Source organism: Caballeronia sp. LZ001 (assembly GCF_031450875.1).
Classification (GTDB): Bacteria; Pseudomonadota; Gammaproteobacteria; order Burkholderiales; family Burkholderiaceae; genus Caballeronia.
In genome coordinates this window covers 207831-229175 of the sequence record NZ_JARTVX010000004.1, presented here as the reverse complement: position 1 = coordinate 229175, position 21345 = coordinate 207831, and the positions used below count along the sequence as shown (strand labels likewise).

Here is a 21345-nt window from a genome sequence, read left to right as displayed (position 1 = left end):
CTCGTCTCCCAAGACATCGCCGCTTTGGAAGCGATTTGATATTCGAGACCGCAGTCCTTTAAAGATGCTTCGTTTCCCGAGTCGGGCTTCTTTAGATTCGCGTCGTTACCGAGACTTTTCTATTTCTGAAGCGCTCTCTTCGGAGCCGCTTCGATTTCGCAAGGCGCCTTGCTTGCGTGGTTGCCTTTCACCCACAGAGCGCCGAATCTTCATTCAATGCGCTCTTCCATGTTTCTATCTCCCCATCTTCACGGCGCCGACTTCGAAGCCGCGCCGCTCGTCCAACCGTATTGCTTGATGGCGCGTTCCAGTTCTTCGGTCTTGTCCGCGTCCATATGCGCCGATACGTTCGATGCGCCAAACGACGCGGCAGCGCGCGGGCTTGCTGCGGGCGGGGTGATCGCGGGCGCGGCGGCGAGTTGAGCTTGCGGCGTGGTATTGCGCACGGCGACAGGCGTCGCGCCAGTCGCCGTCGATGATGTCGATGCATGCGGTGTGGCACCCGACGCCGACGGCGCCACATACATCCCGTTGGACGTGCCGCCGCGATTGGACGTCGCATCGTACATGCCGTTATTCGATGCGCCGCCGCCCGTCGCGGTCGCTCCGCGATTCTGCGGCGCGACGTACATCTCATCGCTCGCGTTGGCGTGATTGGCGGAAGAGGCATCGAACAGGCCGGTCGACGCGGTGTTGCGCGTCGCGCCGGTTTGAGGCGCGGGCCGCGTGTTGGCTGCCACGGCGGCGGGCGCGGTGCGACTCGTCGCGGGAGGCGGCGCAGCGTTGGCGGGCGCCGTGCGCGTCGCCGTGGTCGTCACGGGCGCGGGCGTCAGCACAGCAACCGAAGGAGCGGCCGTCGCTGCGACAGTGGAAGGCGCTGGCGTCGTGGAAGGCACGGCAGGCGCTGCCGTCGCTGCCGTTGTCCTTGCGGCAGGCAAGGTATTGCCGGAAGTCGCCGGTGCCACCGTCGCCGTCGTAGCGGACGGTGCGAACATCTTCGCGGCAGGCAATTCAACGGCCGAAGTCGCAGGCGCATTGGCCGGGGCAACATTAGCCGTAGCAACAGGCCCAACCGTCGCCGCGGTAATGGCATTCGTAGCCGCCTGAGCCCGCGCGATCTTCTCCGCGCGCGAATCAGTCGATGCATCCCGCGCTTCGTCGATCGCATCCCGCCGTGCCGCCGCTGCCGTTCCGCGCTGCGCGGCGTGCCGCTCAACCACGTTCTTCGGCGCGATGGTCACGGTCTTGACTGGCGGCGTCGCAACTTCGACGTTCGCAGTGGTCGCAGGCTTGCCGACGTTGGCGGCAACCACGCTGGCAGGCGCGGCGGGCGCCGGGGCAGCAGCCGTCACCGCCGATGGCAGCGGCTTCTTCGCGCCCGCAGGCGTCGCGACCATCCAGCCCGCGTGCGAGATGACGCGTTCGAGCATCGCTTGCGACTCGCCGTTGCCGCCATCGATAGCGAGCGCTTCGCCCGCGTTCTGCTGCACACATGACCATGCCGAAGTCCGCTCGCAGGCCCGCGCCAGTTGCAGCGCGGCGTCGCGTTGCAACTCGCGCTTCGCGAGTTCTTCTTTCATCGAATCGTAGTCGGGGCGCGTCTGCAATGACGCGGGAACGGTCTTGAGGCGCGCGCGCGCCAGCGTCAGGTCGTGCTGATCCAGCGCAAGGCGCACGCTGCGCAGCGTATCGCCGGAAACGGACGCACGGGCATCGGCCGAGGCATTGCCCGCGCCTATCGCCACATTGGGGTTCACGTTCGGCGCGGTACCCGGCACGAGCGAGCTGAATCTGGAATCGATCGCGCCGGAGACACTGTGATCGGCGGACGGCGAGGCGTCGTCATCGTTCGAATCGCCGTATTGCAGATAAGCGGCCGCGCCGAGCGCGAGCACGACCGAACAAACGCCCGCGATGACCGTCTTGCGCTTCGACCAGGATTCGGAGCCGGGCAGCGCGTCGGGATCGCGGCCGGTGTTCGCATAAGCGCTGCGCGCGGATTCCTCCAGGCGCTTCGCCCGATGCTCCGCCGCCTTTTGCGCGATACGTTCGCTCGCGCGTTTCGGGTCCCAACCCGCGGGCCAGCCGCGTTCGGTTGCGGGCTCCTCCGGCAGCGCGCCGGAAGCGGAGGCGCCGGCGCCAACCGATGCGGCGGCGGAAGCCGTTGCCGAGGTCGACATCGACGGAAGCGGTTTGGAAAGCGTCTGCTCGAACATATTGACGCGCGGCCGTTCTTGCGGTGCGGCGGCCTGGCGCGGTTGAGCGGACGCGGCGTTACGATCCGCGCCGCAGTTTGGACAACTGTCGGCGTTTTTGCGCATCGTGCTGCCGCAACGCTGGCAGACGACGGAGAACATGGATGCAGGAAACGTCAGACGCGTGGTCATGCTTTTAAGCCCTCGAAGGACATGTGCGATAACGTGGCCGCTTGAGTGCCTATACTGGCTTCGGACCGCCCGCAATCGCGCGCGCGAAGTCCTGCGGCAACAATCCTTCGTTTCGTTTGTCGGGCGCGAATGTATGTCGAATGAACATCGACTGCGTGCGTCCGAAAAACGAAAGTCCGAATATCGTTGAAGCGAGTTCGGACGTCAATCGCGTTTCGCACCTACCTCGGGCCGCCTGAATTTAAGCGACTACATCATCGCGCCGGCGGCACGCGAAACTCCGTGCTCCCAGCGCGCCTCGTAACCGCGCCTTTTGATGGCGCTGGCCCTCGTGTCGATACGAAAACGCGGCCGGGACTGGTGCGCCCGCGTCGCCGTTTCAGGGCTTCGCGGCCAAACGCCACGCATCGCTCTCTCACAATGTTTTTGACATTCTGGGCGCGCGGCGGCGGTTTCGTGACGCCAATCCTTAGCCAATAACCGACAAGGGCGAACGACCGCGCGATAACCCACTGATGCAAAAGCGGTTAGGGCCCGAAATGAAACCCGTTCGCACGTTGCATGGCGGATACGAACTGCCTCGCGCGCCGGCGCGAACGTTTGCGCCGTGCGTGGCGAAAGTGCGGACAATTTAGCCATCCGAAGCAATTCGCGATAAGTGGAAGGCCGCGACGCGAACCCGGAAGTTCAGCGCCGCGGCCTCGATTTGCAGCTTATGCGACCGGCTTATTCAGCCAGTTGCAACTTGCCGTCGATACGGCGATTCAGACCCAGCGGATTCTCGGTCTTCAGCGCGTCGGGCAGAAGCGCATCCGGCAGGTCCTGATAGCTCACCGGACGCAGGAAGCGGTTGATCGCGAGGCTGCCGACCGAGGTCGAACGGCCATCCGCCGTGGACGGATACGGGCCGCCGTGAACCATCGCGTGGCCCACTTCGACGCCCGTGCCAAAACCGTTCACCAGAATGCGGCCCGTGCGGCGTTCGAGCGCCGGGAGGAAGTCGCGCGCTTCGGCGTAATCGGCTTCGTCGATATGCAGCGCCGACGTCAACTGGCCTTCGAGCGATTCGATCAGGTCCAGCATCGTCTTCTGATCCGGGCAGCGCACCACCAGCGACGACGCGCCGAAAATCTCTTCCTGCAGCGCGTGGTTCTTGAGGAAGTTCGCAGCCGTGGTCGAGAACAGCGCCGACTGGCCTTGATTGTCGCTCTTCGCTTCGACGCCGCGCGCGAGCGTCTTCACGTCCGCCTGGCTCGAAGCCTTGTCGATCGCGCCTTCGTACGCCTTGTGGATGCCCGGCGTGAGCATGGTCTGCGCAGCCGTCTCCGTCAGCGCCGCCGATGCCGCCGCGATGAACTTGTCCAGGTTAGGACTATCGACGGCGAGGATCAGGCCGGGGTTTGTGCAGAACTGGCCCGCGCCGAGCACGAGCGATTGCACGAATGCCTTCGCGATGGCTTCGCCACGGTTCTTGAGCGCGGCCGGGAACAACACGACCGGGTTGATGCTGCTCATTTCCGCATAGACGGGAATGGGTTCCTTACGCTCGGCGGCGAGCTTCATCAGCGCCGTGCCGCCTCCGCGCGAGCCCGTGAAGCCTGCTGCCTTGATGCGGTTGTCCTTGACGAGGCCCTGGCCGATGTCACGACCGCTGTCGAACAGCAGCGAGAACGTGCCTTCGGGCATGCCGCAGTCCTTCACGGCCTTTTGCACCGCGAGGCCGACGAGTTCCGCCGTGCCCGGATGCGCCGAGTGCGCCTTGACGATCACCGGGCAGCCGGCGGCGAGCGCGGAAGCTGTATCGCCGCCCGCGACCGAGAACGCCAGCGGGAAGTTGCTCGCGCCGAACACGGCGACCGGGCCGACGCCGATGTGACGCAGACGCAGATCCACGCGCGGCAGCGGCTTGCGTTCGGGTTGCGCCGGGTCGATGCGCACGCCGAGATAGTCGCCGTTACGCACCACTTCCGCGAACATACGCAGTTGACCGACCGTGCGGCCGCGTTCGCCTTCGATCCGTCCGCGTGGCAATCCGCTTTCGATGATGCAGCGTTCGACCAGATCGTCGCCGATGTCGAGGATATTTTGCGCGATGGTTTCGAGGAATTTCGCGCGCGCTTCGGGCGCGGTTTCGCGATATACGTCGAACGCGGCCCAGGCGAGGGCGGCTGCGCGGTCGAGATCGGCGAGCGTGGCGCCGCCGAATGCCGGTTCGATGGCCGCGCCCGTCGACGCGTTGACGGCCTTGATCGAGCCGTTGCTGCCGAAAATGGATTGCTGGCCGATGAGCAGATTGCCTGTGAGTTGCATGGTGTCTCGTCCTTGACTTGAGTGAGTCGTAGCGACCGCGGCGGATGCGAGCGTCGCGCTGCGCCGACTATACGGCGCGAGAGGCGCCGCTGTATAGTGAATCCTTTCCATCGAGTGATCGCTTTCTGGAATCACCCCGCCTTTTTCTTCCGCATCGTTTGTCGCATGAAAAACACCCTGGATGTCCTGATGTCGCGGCTGCGCATGAAGCAATTGCAGTTGCTGATCGCGCTCGACGACCATAAATCGCTGCATAAAGCATCGAGCGCCATGGCGATGACCCAGTCCGCCGCTTCCAAGGCGCTCGCCGAACTCGAATCGATGCTGGAAGCGCCCTTGTTCGAGCGCGCCAAGAGCGGGGTGATTCCCAACCCGTTCGGCCGCGCCGTGGTGCGCTATGCGCGTCTGTTGGCCGCCGATCTGAGCGCGCTTTGCCAGGAAGTCGCGCAGATACGCGCGGGCACGGGCGGGCGGCTGACGGTCGGCACGATCATGGGCGCGGTGCCGGGCGTGGTCGCACCCATCGTCGGCGAGATGCACGCGAAGCATCCGGACCTTGCCATCGAAATTGTCGAGGACACCAGCGCGCGCATGCTCGGCATGCTGGACGACGGCCATGTCGATCTCGTGATCGGCCGCGCAAGCGTGTCGGACCAGCCGACAAAGTACCACTATCAGCCGCTCGCCGACGAACCGCTTGCCATTGTCGTGGGACAGGACCATCCGCGCGCGGCGGGACGCGAAGTCGGGCTCGCGGAACTGGCGGGTCATCGCTGGGTGACGTACCCGAGTTATCTGCCGATGAGCGCGCTGCTCGAACGCGAACTCGACCTCGCCGGCTTGCCGATGCCGGCGAACCCCATCTCCACCGCGTCGCCGCTCGTGACGGTCACGCTTTTGCAGCAGAGCGCGGATATGGTGGCGATATTGCCGGCGAGCGTCGCGAAACTTTTCGAGCGCTACGGCATGTTGCGCATCTTGCCGATCCGCATGAAGTCGAAGTCGCAGACGTATGGCATCGTGACGAGAAAGGGAGGCGCGCTGTCGCCGGCCGCGCGCCAGTTCGTGCAGATGCTGCGTGAAAAAGGTCGCCCGCATTGAGGCGTGCGTCGCGCCCGTCCACCTTGTCAATTAGCGAATGCGTTAGCAATTTTGCCCGTTTACGATAGTCGGGTACTCGAACTTTTTGCCTGAAGCTGGGCCTATACTGGCGTGGCATCGCGGCCTTCGAGCTTCGCGCTCCACGGCGGTTTCACCCCAGCACTTCCTTACCAGCACTTCCATACGAGCACCACGCGCCGCACGAGCGGCAACTGGGCGTTGCAATCGAGGAATCGCAGATGGCCGAAACGGCAGCCAACGGCTTGGACGGTCTCGTGGCTTCGTTGCGCGAGCAGCGGACCGCGCTGACTGAAAAATGGATGAAGCTCGTGTTCGGGGATCAGGAAGTCGAACACTCGGATCAGCTCACGTACCGGCAACTGGCGGACCACTTGCCGGAAGTCTTCGAGGAAATCTGCGTCGTGCTCGAATCGCGTAATTTGCGCGATCAGGAAGGCGTCATCGAACAAAACGCGCGCCAGCACGGGCAATGGCGTTGGCAGCAGGGGTATCGCATCGACGAACTGGTGCGTGAGCTCGACCTGTTCCGCCAGATTCTGCTTCAGGCGATTGGCGATTACGCCGCCGCGCACACGGATCTCTCGCGCACGGACGAAGAACACGCACGGCTCATGACAGATGAAGTGGTGAGCTTCGTCACGCTGGCCTCGATTCGTGAAGCGGTGGGCGAGCGCGATCGCAAGATCGACGAATACACCGGCATGCTGGAGCGCGCGAATTACGAGCTCACGCTGCGTCAGAAGCTGATCAGCGAACTTTACGAAACGCGCATGCAGGTGACGCGCCGCGTCGCGCACGATCTGCGCAATTTCCTCAACGTATTCTCGACGGCGTTGCAACTGCTCGGCCGCTCGCCCGCGAAACGCGAGACGGCGCTCGGGCTCGCAAACCGGCAAGTGTCCGACATGGCGAGTCTCGTCGATGAAATGGTCGAATATTCGAAGGTCCTCGGCGACGATTCGCTGTTGACAGTCGAAGCGTTCGACCTCGTCGGTCTCTTCGACGAACTAATGCAGTTGAACCGCGTTGGCACCGAAGCAAAGGGCCTGAAGCTCGTCGGGCATCTGGAACCGACGCTCGGCACGGTGACATCGAACCGGCTGAAGGTAAAGCAGGTCGCGATCAACTTGCTTTCGAACGCGATTAAATACACGTCGGCGGGCGAAATCGTGTTGACGATCGACGCCGTGGCGGACGACCGCTGGCGCTTGCGCGTGACGGACACAGGTTCGGGCATCGGTACGGCGGATCAGGAGCGCGTGTTCGAGGAATTCGAGCGCGCGGCCGAGGACGATATTCCCGGCACGGGGCTTGGGCTTGCCATCGTGAAGGAACTGTCGCGTGCGCTCGAAGGCGAGTTGCGTTTCCAGTCGGTGAAAGGACATGGAAGCGTGTTCGAAGTGATCTTTCCGCTGGTGCTCGAGCCGAAAGCGAAGTCGGCAAGCTAACGGTGGGGCGGTGTTTTCGGCGTGAGCGGGTTTTTGCTCATCGGCGTCATCGCCAACTTCGCCCACTCATTGCCACAGCCGTCTATTTCGGCAGCGCGCTGGAAAAGCGAGCCGAATTGACGCGCGCTTCAAGCGCCAATTCCACCGCAAGCGCAATACAAAAAAAGGCGAACGAGCAGCGCTCGTTCGCCTTTCCCCTTCGCCGCAAGGCAAGCTTTACGCGGCCACCGTCTCTTCTTCCTCGACCGACGCGCGAATCAGATGATCGAACGCGCCAAGCGATGCCTTCGCACCTTCGCCGACCGCGATCACGATCTGCTTGAACGGCACCGTCGTCACGTCGCCGGCAGCGAATACGCCGGGGATCGACGTCGCGCCCTTCGCATCGACGATGATCTCGCCATGCTTCGACAGCTCGATCGTGCCCTTCAGCCATTCGGTGTTCGGCACGAGACCGATCTGCACGAACACGCCTTCGAGTTCCACGCGGTGCGAGACGCCCGTCGCCCGGTCCGTGTAGTTCAGGCCGTCGACCTTCTTGCCGTCGCCGGTGATTTCCGTGGTCTGCGCGCTCGTGACGATGGTCACGTTCGACAGGCTGCGCAGCTTCTTTTGCAACACGGCATCGGCGCGCAACTCGTTGCCGAATTCGATCAGCGTCACCGCCGCAACGACACCCGCGAGGTCGATGGCCGCTTCGACGCCGGAATTGCCGCCGCCGATGACCGCCACGCGCTTGCCCTTGAAGAGCGGGCCGTCGCAGTGCGGGCAGTAGGCCACGCCGCGTCCGCGATATTCACGCTCGCCCGGCACGTTGATTTCGCGCCAGCGCGCGCCCGTCGCCAGAATGATGGTCTTTGCCTTCAGCACCGCGCCGCTTGCCAGATGCACTTCGTTGATGCGGCCCGGGATCAGCTTGTCGGCGCGCTGTACGTCCATCACGTCGACTTCGTAGCTCTTGACGTGCTGTTCGAGCGCCGTCGCGAACTTCGGTCCTTCCGTTTCCTGCACGGAGATGAAGTTTTCGATAGCCATCGTGTCCAGCACCTGGCCGCCGAAGCGCTCGGCGACCACGCCGGTCGCAATGCCCTTGCGCGCCGCGTAGATCGCCGCTGCCGCGCCTGCAGGACCGCCGCCGACGATCAGCACGTCGAATACCGGCTTGGTTTCCAGTTGCTTCGCGGCACGCGCGGCTGAGCCCGTATCCAGCTTGGCGAGAATTTCCTTCACGCTGCTGCGGCCCTGGCCGAAGCTGTCGCCGTTCAGGAACATCGTCGGCACGGCCATGATCTGCCGGTCTTCGACTTCCTTCTGGAACAGCGCGCCGTCGATCGCCACGTGCTTGATACGCGGATTGATGATCGCCATCACGTTCAGCGCCTGCACGACTTCCGGGCAGTTCTGGCACGACAGCGAGAAATACGTTTCGAACCGGTAATCGCCGTCGAGCGCGCGAATCTGCTCGATGGTTTCGTCGTCGAGTTTGATCGGATGGCCGCCGGTTTGCAGCAGCGCCAGCACGAGCGACGTGAATTCGTGACCCATCGGGATGCCGGCGAAGTGAATGCCCGCCGCCTTGCCCGGCTCGCCGATGGTGAACGACGGACGGCGTGCCGCAACGTCCTCTTTCTCGACGACGCTGATCCGCGGGGACAGCGTAGCGATTTCGTCGAGCAGGCCTTTCAGCTCACGCGATTTGTCGCTGTCGTCGAGAAAGGCGACGAGCTCGATGGGCCGCGTGACTTTTTCCAGATAGGCTTTCAACTGAGTCTTGAGATTGGCGTCCAGCATGGCGTGTGTCGTTCCCTGACGAGAGTTTTTGGAATCTTTGGACGCACTCCGTCCAAGCGCCGCCATAAAGCGGCGCCGAAACGGAATGCGTGGGTACAAACTGGGGGTGCAAGGCGCGCAGCGGGCCTGCCGCGCGCCTCGTCAGTCTCTGGAGAACCCGAGACTCAGATCTTGCCGATGAGGTCGAGCGACGGGCTCAGCGTTTCAGCGCCCGGCGTCCACTTGGCGGGGCAAACTTCGCCCGGATGCGATGCGACGTATTGCGCGGCTTGCACCTTGCGCAGCAGTTCGCCGGCGTCACGGCCGATGCCGTTGTCGTGCACTTCGCACAGCTTGATCTCGCCTTCCGGGTTGACCACGAACGTGCCACGCAGCGCTAGGCCTTCTTCTTCGATCAGCACGTCGAAGTTGCGCGAGATGGCGAGCGTCGGATCGGCGATCATCGGATACTTGATCTTTTGGATCGTGTCCGACGTGTCGTGCCATGCCTTGTGCGTGAAGTGCGTGTCGGTCGAAACGCTGTAGATTTCAACGCCCAGCTTCTTGAATTCTTCGTAGCGGTCAGCCAGATCGCCGAGTTCCGTCGGGCACACAAAGGTGAAGTCGGCCGGGTAGAACACGAACACGGACCACTTGCCCTTCAGGCTTTCTTCGGTAACGGTGACGAAATCACCCTTGTGATAGGCGGTTGCTTTGAACGGCTTGACTTGGGTGTTGATGATCGGCATTGATCGGTTCCCTTTAAGTGTGTGTTGAAGAAGTGAACGAAGTATGAACTAAAACTATCAAACCTTGGAAGTGGATTGATTTTATCATTGTAATTGATCTGGACTATGACGTCGATTCGTTGCATCGGGTGCGGGGTTTGCGATGCCGCCAAGATCGATCACGAACCCAGGAGGCACCATGAAAATCGGCATCATTGGGGCGGGAAATATCGGGCAAGTTCTGGCGTTGCGCTTCGGCGAACGCGGCCACGAGGTGCGCATCGCCAATTCGCGCGGGCCGGACACGCTCGGCGAAGTCGAACGCGCGACTGGCGCGCAAGCCGTCGAGGCGCGCGAGGCCGTGCAGGGCGCGGATCTCGTCGTCGTGACCATTCCAGAGTCGAAGGTGCCGCTTCTTCCGAAGGATTTGTTCGCGGGAGCACCGGCAAGTCTCATCGTGATAGATACCGGCAATTACTATCCGCGGCAGCGCGACGGTCGAATCGACGGAATCGAAAACGGTCTGCCGGAAAGCCGCTGGGTGGAAGAGAAGATCGGTCGGCCGGTCATCAAGGCGTTCAACAATATCTACGCGGCGCATCTTCGCAACCACGGCAAGCCGGCGGGAACGGCGGGGCGCATTGCGCTGCCCGTGGCGGGCGACGACCACAAGGCGAAGGAAGTCGTCATGCAACTGGTCGATGAAATCGGCTTCGATCCCGTCGATGCCGGCGAAATCGACGATTCCTGGCGTCAGCAACCCGCCACGCCCGTCTACACGGCGGACCTCGACGCGGCGGGCGTTCGCCACGCGCTGCACGAGGCCCTCCCGCTGCGCAAACCCGAGTGGCGCGCGACAGATGAAAGCCCGGGAGACTTCGACAATCCGCGCTAACGGCCGAACACGCGCGCCATGCGACAATCTGCAAACTTTCACGATGCGCTTTAACATGACATGCCGGGCTCCCGCGCTCGACTCCGACAGCGCGAACGCCCGCATCAAGACTTGCAGATTGCCCTATGAAAACCGCATCTCCCGCGTTTGACCAGTTGAAACCTCGCCCCGGCTTTGGCGAATGCCCCGAATGCGACGACGTCGAACTGGCCGCCACGGCCACCATTCCGACACGCTACGGCACGTTCGCGTCGTATGTGTATCGCGTGAAGGAAACGGATGTCGAGCACATTGCTTTCGTCATGGGCGACGTGAGCAACGGCGAATCCGTGCTCACGCGGCTGCATTCCGAATGCGTGACGGGCGACGTCTTCGGCTCGTACCGGTGCGATTGCGGCGAGCAGCTCGATCTCGCGCTGCGCTATATCGCCGCCGAGAATCGCGGAATTCTGCTGTACTTGCGCGGGCACGAGGGACGCGGCATTGGGCTCGCCAACAAGATCCGCGCTTACGCGTTGCAGGAGCAGGGTCTCGATACGGTCGATGCCAACCTGCATCTCGGCCTGCCCGACGACGCCCGCGAGTACGATTCCGCCGCCGCCATCCTGCGCTCGATGGACGTCAAATCGGTGCGCCTGATGAGCAACAATCCGTCGAAGTTCGACACGCTGCTCAGGCACGACATCCCCGTGAAGGAACGCGTCGCGCTCGCCATCCCCATGCGCGAAGAAAACGAACGCTACATCAAGACGAAGCAGGCGCGCTTCGGACATTACTTCGACGAGAACGAATAATCGCATTGAGCATGTGGCTACGACTCATATGTAGCAAGGCTAAGTGTTCGCAGAGCCGCTCCAGCTGAGCGATTCCGCTGAACTCATGAAAATGTCGTTTCGCTCATGCGGGTTCACATCGGATAGGTCTAGATCGGCATCCGGCGTAGGTTTATAGAGTAAGATGTCGCAAACCTACGCCGCCTGGTTGAATAAAGGCGGAGAATTACGCCAAAATGTCATGCGGTTCGACGCCCGTCAAGCTAAGCAAATCCCTCCAGGTGAGCACATCACGATCGACGGTTTCCCCGGCTTGCGCCTGCAAGCAACGGAGACGCGCCGGTCTTGGACCTATCGCTATAAGTCCCCGGTCGATGAGCGTATGCGTCAGATCAAGCTCGGCGAATGGCCTGCGATGTCGTACGCCGCAGCCATTGCTGAATGGGAAAAGCTACGCTCGGCGCGCGATGCTGGCGCCGATCCGGCTGCTGCGAAACGCGCAGGAAAAGATGCGGCAGCCACGCCGTCTCAATACACCGTCCGCAAACTTTGCGACGATTTTCTGGCCGGTCACGTCGAGCGACACCGAAAGGCGAAGGGCGCAGACATTATCCGCCGAATCTTCGCCAATAAGCTGACGACGATCGCGCATCTGCCCGCTGAATCGATCACTCGCAAACAAGCCTTCGACCTGCTGGAGAGCTGCGCCGCGACGCCGGCGCTCGCGGGAACCTTGCGGTCGGCGCTCGGCGGCGCTTGGGAATACGCGCTTGACGCTGGCCGACTTCCCGACACAAGCCCAAACTGGTGGCGACTCATCATGCGCGGTCGGTTGCGCAGCAAGGGCAGAAAAGTCGAAGGCGCACGAGTCGTCACAAAACGCGTGCTGTCTGATACGGAGACGGGCGAATTGATTCGATGGATGCCGAATTTCAGTCAGACGCTGAATGACGTGCTAACGCTCTATCTCTGGACGGGCACGCGCGGCTCCGAGATCGTTAGCATGGAGGTGCAGGAGTTCACCGAGGAACAGGACGGGCTTTGGTGGACTGTGCCGAAAGCCAAAACGAAAAACGTTAACCGAGCGAGTGCGACCGATTTGCGCGTGCCCATTATCGGGCGAGCAGAGCAGATTGTGCGCCGGCGGATGCAGATTGCGAAGAAGGGTTTCCTCTTTCCGTCGACGGCCGCTGCCGGCCACAAGGATCAGAAGCTGATTCAGCAGTCGGTCTATTATCGGCAGCCTTACTGCAAAAATGCGCCGAAAGAGCAACGCACTCGACTGCCAGTTAGCCATTGGGCTCCGCACGACCTGCGTCGGACAGTTCGAACGATGTTGGCGTCGATGGAGTGCCCGCACGATGTCGCGGAGTCCATCCTCGGACACGTGCTCCCGGGCGTGGCCGGCGTCTATAACCGGCACACGTATGACAAGGAGCGCCGCGTGTGGCTCACGCGGATCGCTGAAAAGATGGAGCAGCTCGCCATCACGCGGCCCGAGTGACGCCTTTACGGTTTCCGGTATTCGGCGGCGGCAAGTTGTCGGATACCGGGCATGATTGCGCCCATGCTTCGACCTCTACTGTCAGCCATGCGACGCGCCGATCGGACAGCAGCCGCGGTTTCGGGAATTTCTTTTCGCGGACCAAACGCTTTACGCTCGCTTCCGATAGCGAAACAGCGTCGGCCACGGCCTGCAGGTCTAAGTAAATCGGTTTCATGCTTGCTGCCATATCAACTCCAGAAACGCGCGCGCCATGCGTATGAATTCTTCGATGTTGCTGGTCATTCGTTGCTGCTGTCCTTTCTCGTGTAAAGCCGCACCATTTCTTCTTCAGTAGCGACGTGCGATCCGTCTGGGCCGGCGCGGTTGTCCGCGAGCAGGCTGGCCTTCGTCGGGCCGTACAATCCGCCGCTGCAGCCATACAGGTGCACGCGCGCCATGCGCGACCGATGCAGCAGCAGATCCATCTCAATCGGCTTCATGTCGTCCTGCAGGAACGATAGAAGCCGGTCTTCATCCATCAGGCACGTGAGCGGCTTTTGCTTGGCGTCGCTCCACATCAGGTATTTGCCGCCGAACTCTGCGATATATCCGCGCATCACTCTCTCCAAATTTGCTTCTTGTTAGTCGTGTTAGGATTCCGCCGTATAAAGGGGATACCAATGGACTTTTTTAGAAACTTCACCATTAACCTTACTGCTGCCGGACCTGCTTCTGTCCTGATCGCATGGATTATCGGTTTCGTCGTGCTCGCGATTTTTGGCAGCGGCCCGACAGGTAGTTATGCGCAAGGCGTCATGTCAGTAGTCGGCATACTGCTTATCCGAGCGCTCGGCTCAAATGTCCGCTAATTGGTACTCCCTCAAAGTATTTCCGCAGTGGCAGCAGACAAATCCAGCCGCCTCCTTCCGTTAGATTCATGCTTCCGCAGCGGGCGCACATGGCTTGTTCTTGGCTTCGTTGATGAATGCCTGTGCGGCTTCGCGTGACTTGAACCGCTTGAGGCCGCGGCTCTTCGTGTATATCGCTAGCCACACCTTGAAGTCAGGATGACGCGTTTCCACGGAATACACAGGCTCGAGAGTTTTGATGTTTAGCCAAGGTCGAACCCGCATAGGCCATTGAGGATTGAGCGTCTTTGATTCAACTCCTGGAATCTTCATCGCTCTTCTCCTGTCCGGTCTGCGCGTCATCCAATACCAACTCGCGAATATCTCGCGCAGTACAGACGAGCGCTAACCCAGCGATTGCAGTCGATGGGACGCTTTCGAGCGTGGCTGCATTGTCGTCGCACATCTGCGCCGCACGCTCAAGTGCCTGCTTTTCAGCGATGATCCACGCTGCCCATGCGATCGGGTGTGTCTCGATCACGCCAAACTCTTTTTCGAACCGCTCTTGGCTGTCGTTCATTTTCAAAGCTCCTTCGTGATGGCGGCGTCTCTCCGCACGCCACGTGTGCGGCGTAGCGGAATGTTGATTTGGCGGGCAGCGCCCACAGCTTGTAATGCATCAGGCGAATACTGTCCTTGCGGCATACTGTCGGTCCTACTCTTTGTTCTAGGTGATGCGATGACCGCTGTTGCAAAGGCGTGGTTGGACAACGAGAAAACGACAGGCGACTGGGTTCGGCTCAAGTACGAAAAAGGCGGCAAGATAAAGGACGCAAGAATCAGCAAATCCGCGCTTCTTGAGCTGATGATTCCACCACCGACTGAGGAAGAAATGAACCATCTCTTGATCAAGCTTGTTGCAGTTCAACTCATGCTATACCCTGAAGAGTCTGACTTCCTGATCACCACGCCGTTGAGATTTGACTGAAATCGTTTCACGTCGTTGAGTTCGAGGGTGGCTTCGACCATAGCCGCCTAAATTGTGGCGAGATCACGCGATCTTAGCCTTGCCGCTCCCGATGCAGGCGTGACAGTCCTCTTTCCATTTGTTCTCGAGATCGCGGTTCGTGAACCAGCCGCGTCCTTTGCAAGCGAGGCATGCGCTCGGAGCCGTCAGCGGATCAAGTCCTTTCTGAGCACGCCATTCATTCACTGAGCCATCGCCGTCGAGCACAACACGAGCGCACATGACGGCAGTCTGAATCGCTTCCTTGCGCACGTTGGCGGCAGACTCGTCGAGTACGGCCTTGCATAGTTCACCAAACTCCTCGGCAAGTGCGATCGTCATGATTCGGTCGCCCGGAAACTTTGCTCGTGCTCTCAGCAATTCGGCCCGGACTTCATCGAGGAATTTTTCGACGGCTTCGTTTTGTTCGCTCATTTCTCTCTCGCAATAGGTGTGTCGCCAATCCAGCAGGCGTGTTCAAGCAGAAGCCCAGGCTGACGCAGGCGATCGCGCTGAAGCTGCTCGTACTCCGGATTCAGTTCGCATCCGATGAAGCGGCGGCCGAGGCGCCGCGCAACCTGTCCGGTCGTGCCGCTGCCGAAGAACGGATCGAACACGATGTCGCCGACGCGGGATCCCGCAAGCACGCATGGCTCTACAAGGCCTTCGGGAAACGTCGCGAAGTGCGCGCCGCTATATGACTGAGTCGGAATTGTCCACACACTGCGACGGTTCCGTTCGGTCGGCATGATCGCCATAGCTTCATCGAAACTCGCGTTGTTCTTCACGCGACCCTTCGGCATAGCGTCGAATCCGTGGCCAAACCCGACGCCATTGCCCGGATAGACCTTGCGCTTTGCCGTGTAGCGGCCCTCAGTCTCATCGTGCTTCCGTTCGGTTCCGGTTGCCCATCCGGCTGGCGTGCGACCGACGGCTTTCATGTTGCCGTTGGTTTTTCCGCCGCCGTTTGCTCGAACGCTGCCGACTTGCGCTTGCACGTTTTGTGATAGTCGCGCATGCGTGTTCTGGCTGACAGGTTCGAGTGCTGCCTCTTGATCGAAGTAGTACTTCTCCGACTTCGACAGCAGGAACAGGTATTCGTGGGCTTTTGTGCAGCGATCGCGAACGCTCTCAGGCATTGGGTTCGGTTTGTGCCAGATGATGTCCTGGCGCAGATACCAGCCTGCGTCCTGCAGCGCGAAGGCGAGCCTCCACGGCTGCCCCATCAAATCCTTAGGTTTGAGTTCCGTGCGCCAACGCGCTCCGGTACCGCTTTCGCGTCGCATCGCGGCCGCTATCTGTCGGGCGCTGGCTACAGACCGGCTTGCCATCTCTGCGTGACCATTACGACCCTGCGCGCCCCACGATCCGGCGTATGCATCGCCCATATTCACCCATGCGGTGCCATCATCAGCGAGCAGCTCGCGGCACAGTTCGAACACATCAACGAGCGTGTCGATGAACTCGCGCAACGTCGGCTCGTGACCGATCTGACCATCGACGCCATAGTCGCGCAAGCCCCAGTACGGCGGGCTCGTGACGATCGTCTGCACCTTGACGTCGTCGGCGATCATCGCGCGCATCGTGTCTCGGCAGTCGCCGAAGTGGCACTGGTTCACCCGGGCGTTCATGCTTTCTCTCCGGTTGCCTCGATACGCTTGAACTCGACGACCCAGACCCAAGGATTTGCATCCCATGCACCGTCACCATTGATTCGATCCCAAAGATCAGCGAAGACGACGCGCGCATCGCGATCCGCACCGCCGAAGTACTGCTCGCCTTTCTGGACGACGTATCTGCCTGAAGCGGGCAGACAGTACAGTCCTTTGTTCGCCGCATCGGCCTCGCTTATGTCGTTCAATCGCTCGACGCGCACGCCTGTGACTTTGAGCATGATGCGAGACGCCCAACGCGGCATACAAGTAGATGACTGCCACCGGCAGACGAGCTCGTCGTCCACGTTGATGAACGCAGGCGGCGAGCCGCCATCAGCAGCATAGTGGCAGTACTTCGGGTCTTTGAAGTCGTCGGGGCATTCGAGATACGCCTCCCAGTTTTCCGAATCGAACAAGGGGCCTTGCCACGTCTCGCGCACCCACAGCCGGTCGCCAGGCTGACCGTAGGGGCACACGAGGGTGTCGGCTGTGCGCGTATGCCAAATTGCCCCTTGTTCGGGGATAGCCTGACCGTCCTTCGTGCAGCCACCATTCCGGCCGCCGATGGTTGTCGGCTCCCACTGTCCGAGCGAGTTGGCATGCGGCAACTTCACGACGCGCCGCGTCTGCGTCTTGCGTCCATCAAGGATGGCGCGCACCATCGGCGCGCTGAATGCGAGCGGGCGTTCTTTCATCGTTCTCACTAGATCACCAAGCGTCGTTATTCGTTAAGGCTGTGCATCGACCAATTCAACATGCCTGCGGAGTTCATTGAGCGAGCATCGAAGTCTGTCGACAGATATCCGTGGACGCTGGGCGGCGGACGTAGCCGCATCCAAAGCCTCCTTCCAACAGCGAACTGTATTCACCCCCCCTGAGCGATATGAGCCGGGATTTGGCTTGCCAAAAAAGTGAATTTCGGCCCGAGCCTCGCACTTCAGGGCTTCGCGCTTCGCTTTCAGGGCTTCAGCTTTTGCTGCCTTTTTTGCAGTGCGTTGCTCACTTGTCATCGCCTTGCGCGGCATGATCGCATCCTCGGCTTCCTAATAAGTACAACTACATGCGAAGAGGCCAACGCGACGTAAAAGGAATAAAGCGGCGGCCCTACCAAACCGTGATGTGTGATTACACCTTGATGAAGCGGTGATTATCGTCGAGGGTGTACAGCGTGTTCGGTTCCAGACCCTCTTCGCCGATATAACCAACTTTCGTGCGCACTCGATTTTCCTGATCCTCGTAACGAATTAGAATTGCTCCGTGATTGCCTGCACTCGCAGCGCCCCCGACACCAACTGAGGCGGTGCCATTGTCGCCAACTGAGGCTATCCCACCAGTGACGGTAACCGCCAAGCCGTTCGCGCCAGCCTCCGCCTTGCCGGATCGCGTTAGGGCGGTTCCGAAGGCACCGACCATGCATCGTCCGCCACCGGTTATAGCAATACCTTTGGTACCTGACCTCGCTTCGGTGTCCGCAATCGCGATACCGCTGTTTCCTGCCGTCGCACTATGGCCTGCAATTGCAATGCCTTGTTCGCCCACATTGGCTTTGCCTCCGTCGCGAGTTATGGCGATCGATCGATCACCAGCATTTGCTAGGCCGTCACTTCCAGCTATTGCGGTCGAAGAAGCACCCGCAAAAGCTTGTCCAGATTCCCGGGCGGTCGCTATGCCGTCCATACCTGTGGTCGCCGTACCATCGTGACCACTGACGGCCGTCCCGCCATGGCCAGCCATAGCAATTCCCTTATCGCCGGCTATAGCGGTTCCGCCCACGCCCGCTTTAGACCTTCCATAAGAACCCGTTGTCGCGGTACCTTGCTCTCCCACGCTAGCCTTACCTGAGCTGCCAGCCACCGCCGTACCTGCATTGCCTGCATTGACAGTGCTGTTGTTACCGGCAATAGCTAAACCGAGTTCACCTGCCGTAGCCACTCCGTCATAGCGCACAGACGCCATGCCCGCTCTTCCGGCGAACGCCTTTCCACGACCGCCTGCGGCCGCCGTGCCGAAATCTCCCGTCTTAGCCTCGCCACGCTCTCCGGCTGTCGCAGATCCTTCTCGACCGGCCGATGCAATTCCATCGGCGCCCGCGATAGAGACGCCGTAATCACCCGAGGTAGCCTCGCCGCGGATGCCCGCGACGGCTACGCCTAGTGCGCCAACTTTGGCATCGCCCTCATCACCCTTTACAAGCTGCGCGCCAATTACCGCATCGTTACTCGCCCTGGGCTCGCGAAGGATAAGGTAATCCGTTGCGTCCCCTTTGCTGCCCACGAAACACACCATGCCGCGCGGGAATTTGCACTTTCCGTTTAGATCGACGATTTGGTTTGTTTCAACTTCGACAACAACCCACTTCGCGCTTGGAGCGAGTGGTCGGTACTCTGCATGATCGATTTCATAATTGCCGTGACCATAAAGCCAGCCATGCAACCCCCCGCCGCAGCGTGGATTAGGATCCCAATCCGGAGCTTGCGCCACCTCGTACAAACCAGGCCATACAAAACCTTTACTCGAAGACATGTCCTCATGGCAGGTCCTCAATACGAAAGATGTTTTACGCGTCGACATAACTTGATTCCAAAGTTAAATTTTTGAGAAAAAACGATACGCTTCGCTTACTGCGTCGGCACTTTGACGAAGCGCAGCAGATCGTCGAGCGTATAAAGCGTGAATGGCTCCAAACCCTCCCCGCCGATGTAACCAACCTTCATTCGGTATCGCATCTCATAGAAGTCCCAGTACCAGATGCTGATCTGTCCTTTCTCGCCAGCGCTTGCCTTTCCGCTGAATCCCACCATAGCCGTCCCATGATTGCCGGCTCGTGCAGTTCCGCCATCACCCGCAATGGCTGTCCCGCGAACACCTGCGGTGGATTCACCGCGAAAACCTGTCGTCGCCATTCCGCCAAATCCCACAGTTGCAACTCCTCGATATCCCGCCATGGCTGTGCCGCAGTTTCCCGCTATAGCGAAGCCCAAAGCGCCAACAAATACAGCACGGTGATCGCCGACCGCGCGATCGGCGCCGATTACAGGAAGATCACGGGCGCATGGATCATTAGCAAGCAGATAGTCAGCGGCGCTCTTGCTCGTGCCGACGAAAACGACTTTGCCGCGTGGAAACTTGCAGAAGCCATCTAACTCGATAATGTCGTCCGTAGCCACCTCGATGACGAGCCAATTTGCTGTCGGTTCGATGTAGCCGCCGATCGCATGATCTCCGTGGCCATGAAGCCATCCGTGCAGACCTGAGCCACAACGATGCGTCGGTTGCCAATCGGGCGCTTCAACCATCGCGCCTGCCCACGGCCATTTGAAGCCATTTCCGGATGACATGTCTTCTCGGCAGGCGCGGAGAACCAGCGACTTGCCCTTGGGGCGTTCCTGCGGCGGGACCGGTCTGAATGCAAGTCCGACGCGGGCGCTGGGTCGCTTCAAAAACTGCGGCGCAGGGACGAGTGTTTCGATCATTAATTGCTCCGATTAGGACAACGTAATTCGAAGTTTGATGCGTTCGAGAGGTTATTCACGCCTCGACCTCAAGAGTGCTCCAGCGGCCGCAGCCACGCGGAGATGCCAGACGAACCTGCATTCCGACGCGTGCGTGCCAGCGCCGTAAAAGTTTTTGCGTACAAAGGAAAGCTAACACGACCGGAGGATACCTCAAGGGAAATGGTTGGCGCAATACCCTAGGGTAAATTTTCGTTTGTGTATGGTCTATCGTATCGCGCGGTAAGGAGCAGGCGCGGGATCCGAAGGTGTGCGGCGAGTACGAAGGGGGGCAATGCTCCGCTGCGGGCGCTTTCTCAGTAACGGACCACTTTTGACTTCACGACGCCACAGATTGTGGCGTTGTTATGCACTTCGATAATCCGCGTTGGCCAGTCAGGATTAAGTGCTCTGAGGTATTGCTTGCCGCCCTCAAGCACAAGCTGCTTAAAGGTTGCCTCCGATTCATCATCAAGGCGTACAACAACCAATGACCCGGAGTGGGCGCAGCATTGCGGCTCAACAAGGATCAGATCGTTTTCGTTGAAGGAGGGCTCGCCTGTGGGGTTGAACATGCTTAACCCTTTGACACGAAGGAAATAAGCATTCTTGGAGGTGGCGATCGGCGAGAGCAACCAATCTTCCGCGTCGCCAACAGCTAAATCATCCACAAACGACTCCCAAGCACCAGCCTGGACCCAAGAGATCAATGGCACCTTGCCCCGGATGTCTGGACCCGCCTCAACGTTACGCTCGACGAGCTTACTATCTTTCGCAAACGTTTGGCTACCCCACTCCAGCCTCGCCGTTTCACGTCGATCATCTTTTGAAGCGGCACCAGTGCCACCGGGCAGTTGCTCCGAATCAAACGTGCCTCGCTTCCAACCAAACGCTTCTTCTATCTGGTCGACCATCGCCTCACCAATGCGTTTTCGGCCTTTTCGGTCCTCTGGCCACAGCATTCTCGTAACGTAGGAATCAGATTTTCCGAGTTTCTTCGCGAGTCCAGTTGCAGTGCCACCGCAAAAACGGTCGCGAATCTCGATAAGGCGGAGTCGCCTTCGCTCAAATTTGTTCATTGGATCATTTCAGCCTAATGTTACTCTCAGGTAAAGTCCCCTTAGGTATTGACGAGATTCTTACCCAAGGGTATGGTTTCGGTCATGGAAGCCCTGCGCGCATATCTCAACTCTAAGTCTCCCCAGGAGCAGGCGGAGTTCGCTCGACGCTGCAACACAACCATTGGATATCTGCGTAAAGCGATCAGCGCCAAGGCCGAGTTCGACGTTCAGCTGTGCATCAACATCGAAGAACAGAGCAATGGTGTGGTGCGGTGTGAAGATCTGCGGCCCACGGTTCGCTGGTCATTTCTACGGAATTCAAGCCGATGTCGGCCGCTCGAGTCGCCTGCTTACAGGGACTGCAG

Annotated in this window: 21 protein-coding genes; 7 read left to right on the top strand and 14 right to left on the bottom strand. The window is 60.3% G+C overall.

Annotated features, from left to right (window positions below):
• Positions 1 to 248 precede the first annotated feature (248 nt).
• Together P9292_RS11465 and P9292_RS11460 are read right to left on the bottom strand one after the other, a co-directional pair.
• The gene (locus P9292_RS11465) at positions 249 to 2387 is read right to left on the bottom strand and encodes a zinc ribbon domain-containing protein (RefSeq protein WP_309958981.1); all 2139 of its coding nucleotides are present in this window, start codon (positions 2385 to 2387) and stop codon (positions 249 to 251) included.
• A gap of 726 nt (positions 2388 to 3113) precedes the next feature.
• A complete protein-coding gene (locus tag P9292_RS11460) occupies positions 3114 to 4697 on the bottom strand; it encodes an aldehyde dehydrogenase (NADP(+)) (protein WP_309958977.1) in 1584 nt (527 codons plus the stop codon).
• A gap of 165 nt (positions 4698 to 4862) precedes the next feature.
• On the opposite strand from P9292_RS11460, the gene P9292_RS11455 reads away from it, so the two are divergent.
• Complete coding sequence (locus P9292_RS11455; protein WP_244829422.1) at positions 4863 to 5798, top strand: LysR family transcriptional regulator; 936 nt, start codon at positions 4863 to 4865, stop codon at positions 5796 to 5798.
• A 239-nt stretch (positions 5799 to 6037) separates the two neighbouring features.
• A complete protein-coding gene (locus tag P9292_RS11450; protein WP_250467321.1) occupies positions 6038 to 7267 on the top strand; it encodes a sensor histidine kinase in 1230 nt (409 codons plus the stop codon).
• 216 nt (positions 7268 to 7483) lie between these two features.
• Here P9292_RS11450 and ahpF read toward each other — a convergent pair whose 3' ends face one another.
• Positions 7484 to 9058 (bottom strand): alkyl hydroperoxide reductase subunit F, encoded by a 1575-nt coding sequence (gene ahpF / locus P9292_RS11445; RefSeq protein WP_250510166.1) that lies wholly within the window; start codon positions 9056 to 9058, stop codon positions 7484 to 7486.
• A 164-nt stretch (positions 9059 to 9222) separates the two neighbouring features.
• Positions 9223 to 9786 carry an alkyl hydroperoxide reductase subunit C gene (ahpC, locus tag P9292_RS11440; protein WP_244829425.1) on the bottom strand — a complete coding sequence of 188 codons (564 nt, stop codon included), beginning with the start codon at positions 9784 to 9786 and terminating at the stop codon, positions 9223 to 9225.
• A 178-nt stretch (positions 9787 to 9964) separates the two neighbouring features.
• On the opposite strand from ahpC, the gene P9292_RS11435 reads away from it, so the two are divergent.
• The 3 genes from P9292_RS11435 to P9292_RS11425 all read left to right on the top strand — a co-directional run bounded on the left by P9292_RS11435 (position 9965) and on the right by P9292_RS11425 (position 12937).
• Positions 9965 to 10660, top strand: a complete 696-nt coding sequence (locus P9292_RS11435) for an NAD(P)-binding domain-containing protein (protein ID WP_309958972.1) — start codon at positions 9965 to 9967, stop codon at positions 10658 to 10660.
• A gap of 125 nt (positions 10661 to 10785) precedes the next feature.
• A complete protein-coding gene (ribA, locus tag P9292_RS11430; RefSeq protein WP_244829427.1) occupies positions 10786 to 11454 on the top strand; it encodes a GTP cyclohydrolase II in 669 nt (222 codons plus the stop codon).
• 220 nt (positions 11455 to 11674) lie between these two features.
• Positions 11675 to 12937 carry an integrase family protein gene (locus P9292_RS11425; RefSeq protein WP_309963984.1) on the top strand — a complete coding sequence of 421 codons (1263 nt, stop codon included), beginning with the start codon at positions 11675 to 11677 and terminating at the stop codon, positions 12935 to 12937.
• Here the strand turns inward: P9292_RS11425 and P9292_RS11420 are convergent.
• Positions 12921 to 13154 carry an AlpA family phage regulatory protein gene (locus P9292_RS11420; RefSeq protein ID WP_309958967.1) on the bottom strand — a complete coding sequence of 78 codons (234 nt, stop codon included), beginning with the start codon at positions 13152 to 13154 and terminating at the stop codon, positions 12921 to 12923. The genes P9292_RS11425 and P9292_RS11420 overlap by 17 nt on opposite strands.
• Positions 13155 to 13218: 64 nt before the next feature.
• Positions 13219 to 13536 carry a hypothetical protein gene (locus P9292_RS11415; protein WP_309958964.1) on the bottom strand — a complete coding sequence of 106 codons (318 nt, stop codon included), beginning with the start codon at positions 13534 to 13536 and terminating at the stop codon, positions 13219 to 13221.
• A 63-nt stretch (positions 13537 to 13599) separates the two neighbouring features.
• On the opposite strand from P9292_RS11415, the gene P9292_RS11410 reads away from it, so the two are divergent.
• Positions 13600 to 13788 carry a hypothetical protein gene (locus P9292_RS11410; RefSeq protein ID WP_309958961.1) on the top strand — a complete coding sequence of 63 codons (189 nt, stop codon included), beginning with the start codon at positions 13600 to 13602 and terminating at the stop codon, positions 13786 to 13788.
• 66 nt (positions 13789 to 13854) lie between these two features.
• Here P9292_RS11410 and P9292_RS11405 read toward each other — a convergent pair whose 3' ends face one another.
• Positions 13855 to 14100, bottom strand: a complete 246-nt coding sequence (locus P9292_RS11405; protein ID WP_309958957.1) for a hypothetical protein — start codon at positions 14098 to 14100, stop codon at positions 13855 to 13857.
• Positions 14081 to 14347: a hypothetical protein gene (locus P9292_RS11400; RefSeq protein ID WP_309958954.1), complete on the bottom strand. Its 267-nt coding sequence runs from the start codon at positions 14345 to 14347 to the stop codon at positions 14081 to 14083. Before P9292_RS11400 ends, P9292_RS11405 begins: the two co-directional genes overlap by 20 nt.
• A gap of 159 nt (positions 14348 to 14506) precedes the next feature.
• Between P9292_RS11400 and P9292_RS11395 the strand changes: the two genes are divergently transcribed.
• Entirely contained in the window at positions 14507 to 14755 is a 249-nt protein-coding gene (locus P9292_RS11395; protein WP_309958951.1) for a hypothetical protein, read from the top strand.
• A 63-nt stretch (positions 14756 to 14818) separates the two neighbouring features.
• On the opposite strand, the gene P9292_RS11390 is transcribed toward P9292_RS11395, so the two are convergent.
• The 6 genes from P9292_RS11390 to P9292_RS11365 all read right to left on the bottom strand — a co-directional run bounded on the left by P9292_RS11390 (position 14819) and on the right by P9292_RS11365 (position 20998).
• Entirely contained in the window at positions 14819 to 15208 is a 390-nt protein-coding gene (locus P9292_RS11390) for a hypothetical protein (RefSeq protein ID WP_309958949.1), read from the bottom strand.
• Entirely contained in the window at positions 15205 to 16404 is a 1200-nt protein-coding gene (locus tag P9292_RS11385; RefSeq protein WP_309958944.1) for a site-specific DNA-methyltransferase, read from the bottom strand. Before P9292_RS11385 ends, P9292_RS11390 begins: the two co-directional genes overlap by 4 nt.
• Positions 16401 to 17123 carry a hypothetical protein gene (locus P9292_RS11380; RefSeq protein WP_309958942.1) on the bottom strand — a complete coding sequence of 241 codons (723 nt, stop codon included), beginning with the start codon at positions 17121 to 17123 and terminating at the stop codon, positions 16401 to 16403. Before P9292_RS11380 ends, P9292_RS11385 begins: the two co-directional genes overlap by 4 nt.
• Before the next feature lie 430 nt (positions 17124 to 17553).
• Positions 17554 to 18999 (bottom strand): hypothetical protein, encoded by a 1446-nt coding sequence (locus P9292_RS11375; protein ID WP_309958940.1) that lies wholly within the window; start codon positions 18997 to 18999, stop codon positions 17554 to 17556.
• A gap of 47 nt (positions 19000 to 19046) precedes the next feature.
• Complete coding sequence (locus tag P9292_RS11370) at positions 19047 to 19901, bottom strand: hypothetical protein (RefSeq protein WP_309958937.1); 855 nt, start codon at positions 19899 to 19901, stop codon at positions 19047 to 19049.
• A 335-nt stretch (positions 19902 to 20236) separates the two neighbouring features.
• A complete protein-coding gene (locus P9292_RS11365) occupies positions 20237 to 20998 on the bottom strand; it encodes a S24 family peptidase (protein ID WP_309958935.1) in 762 nt (253 codons plus the stop codon).
• Positions 20999 to 21345 lie beyond the last annotated feature (347 nt).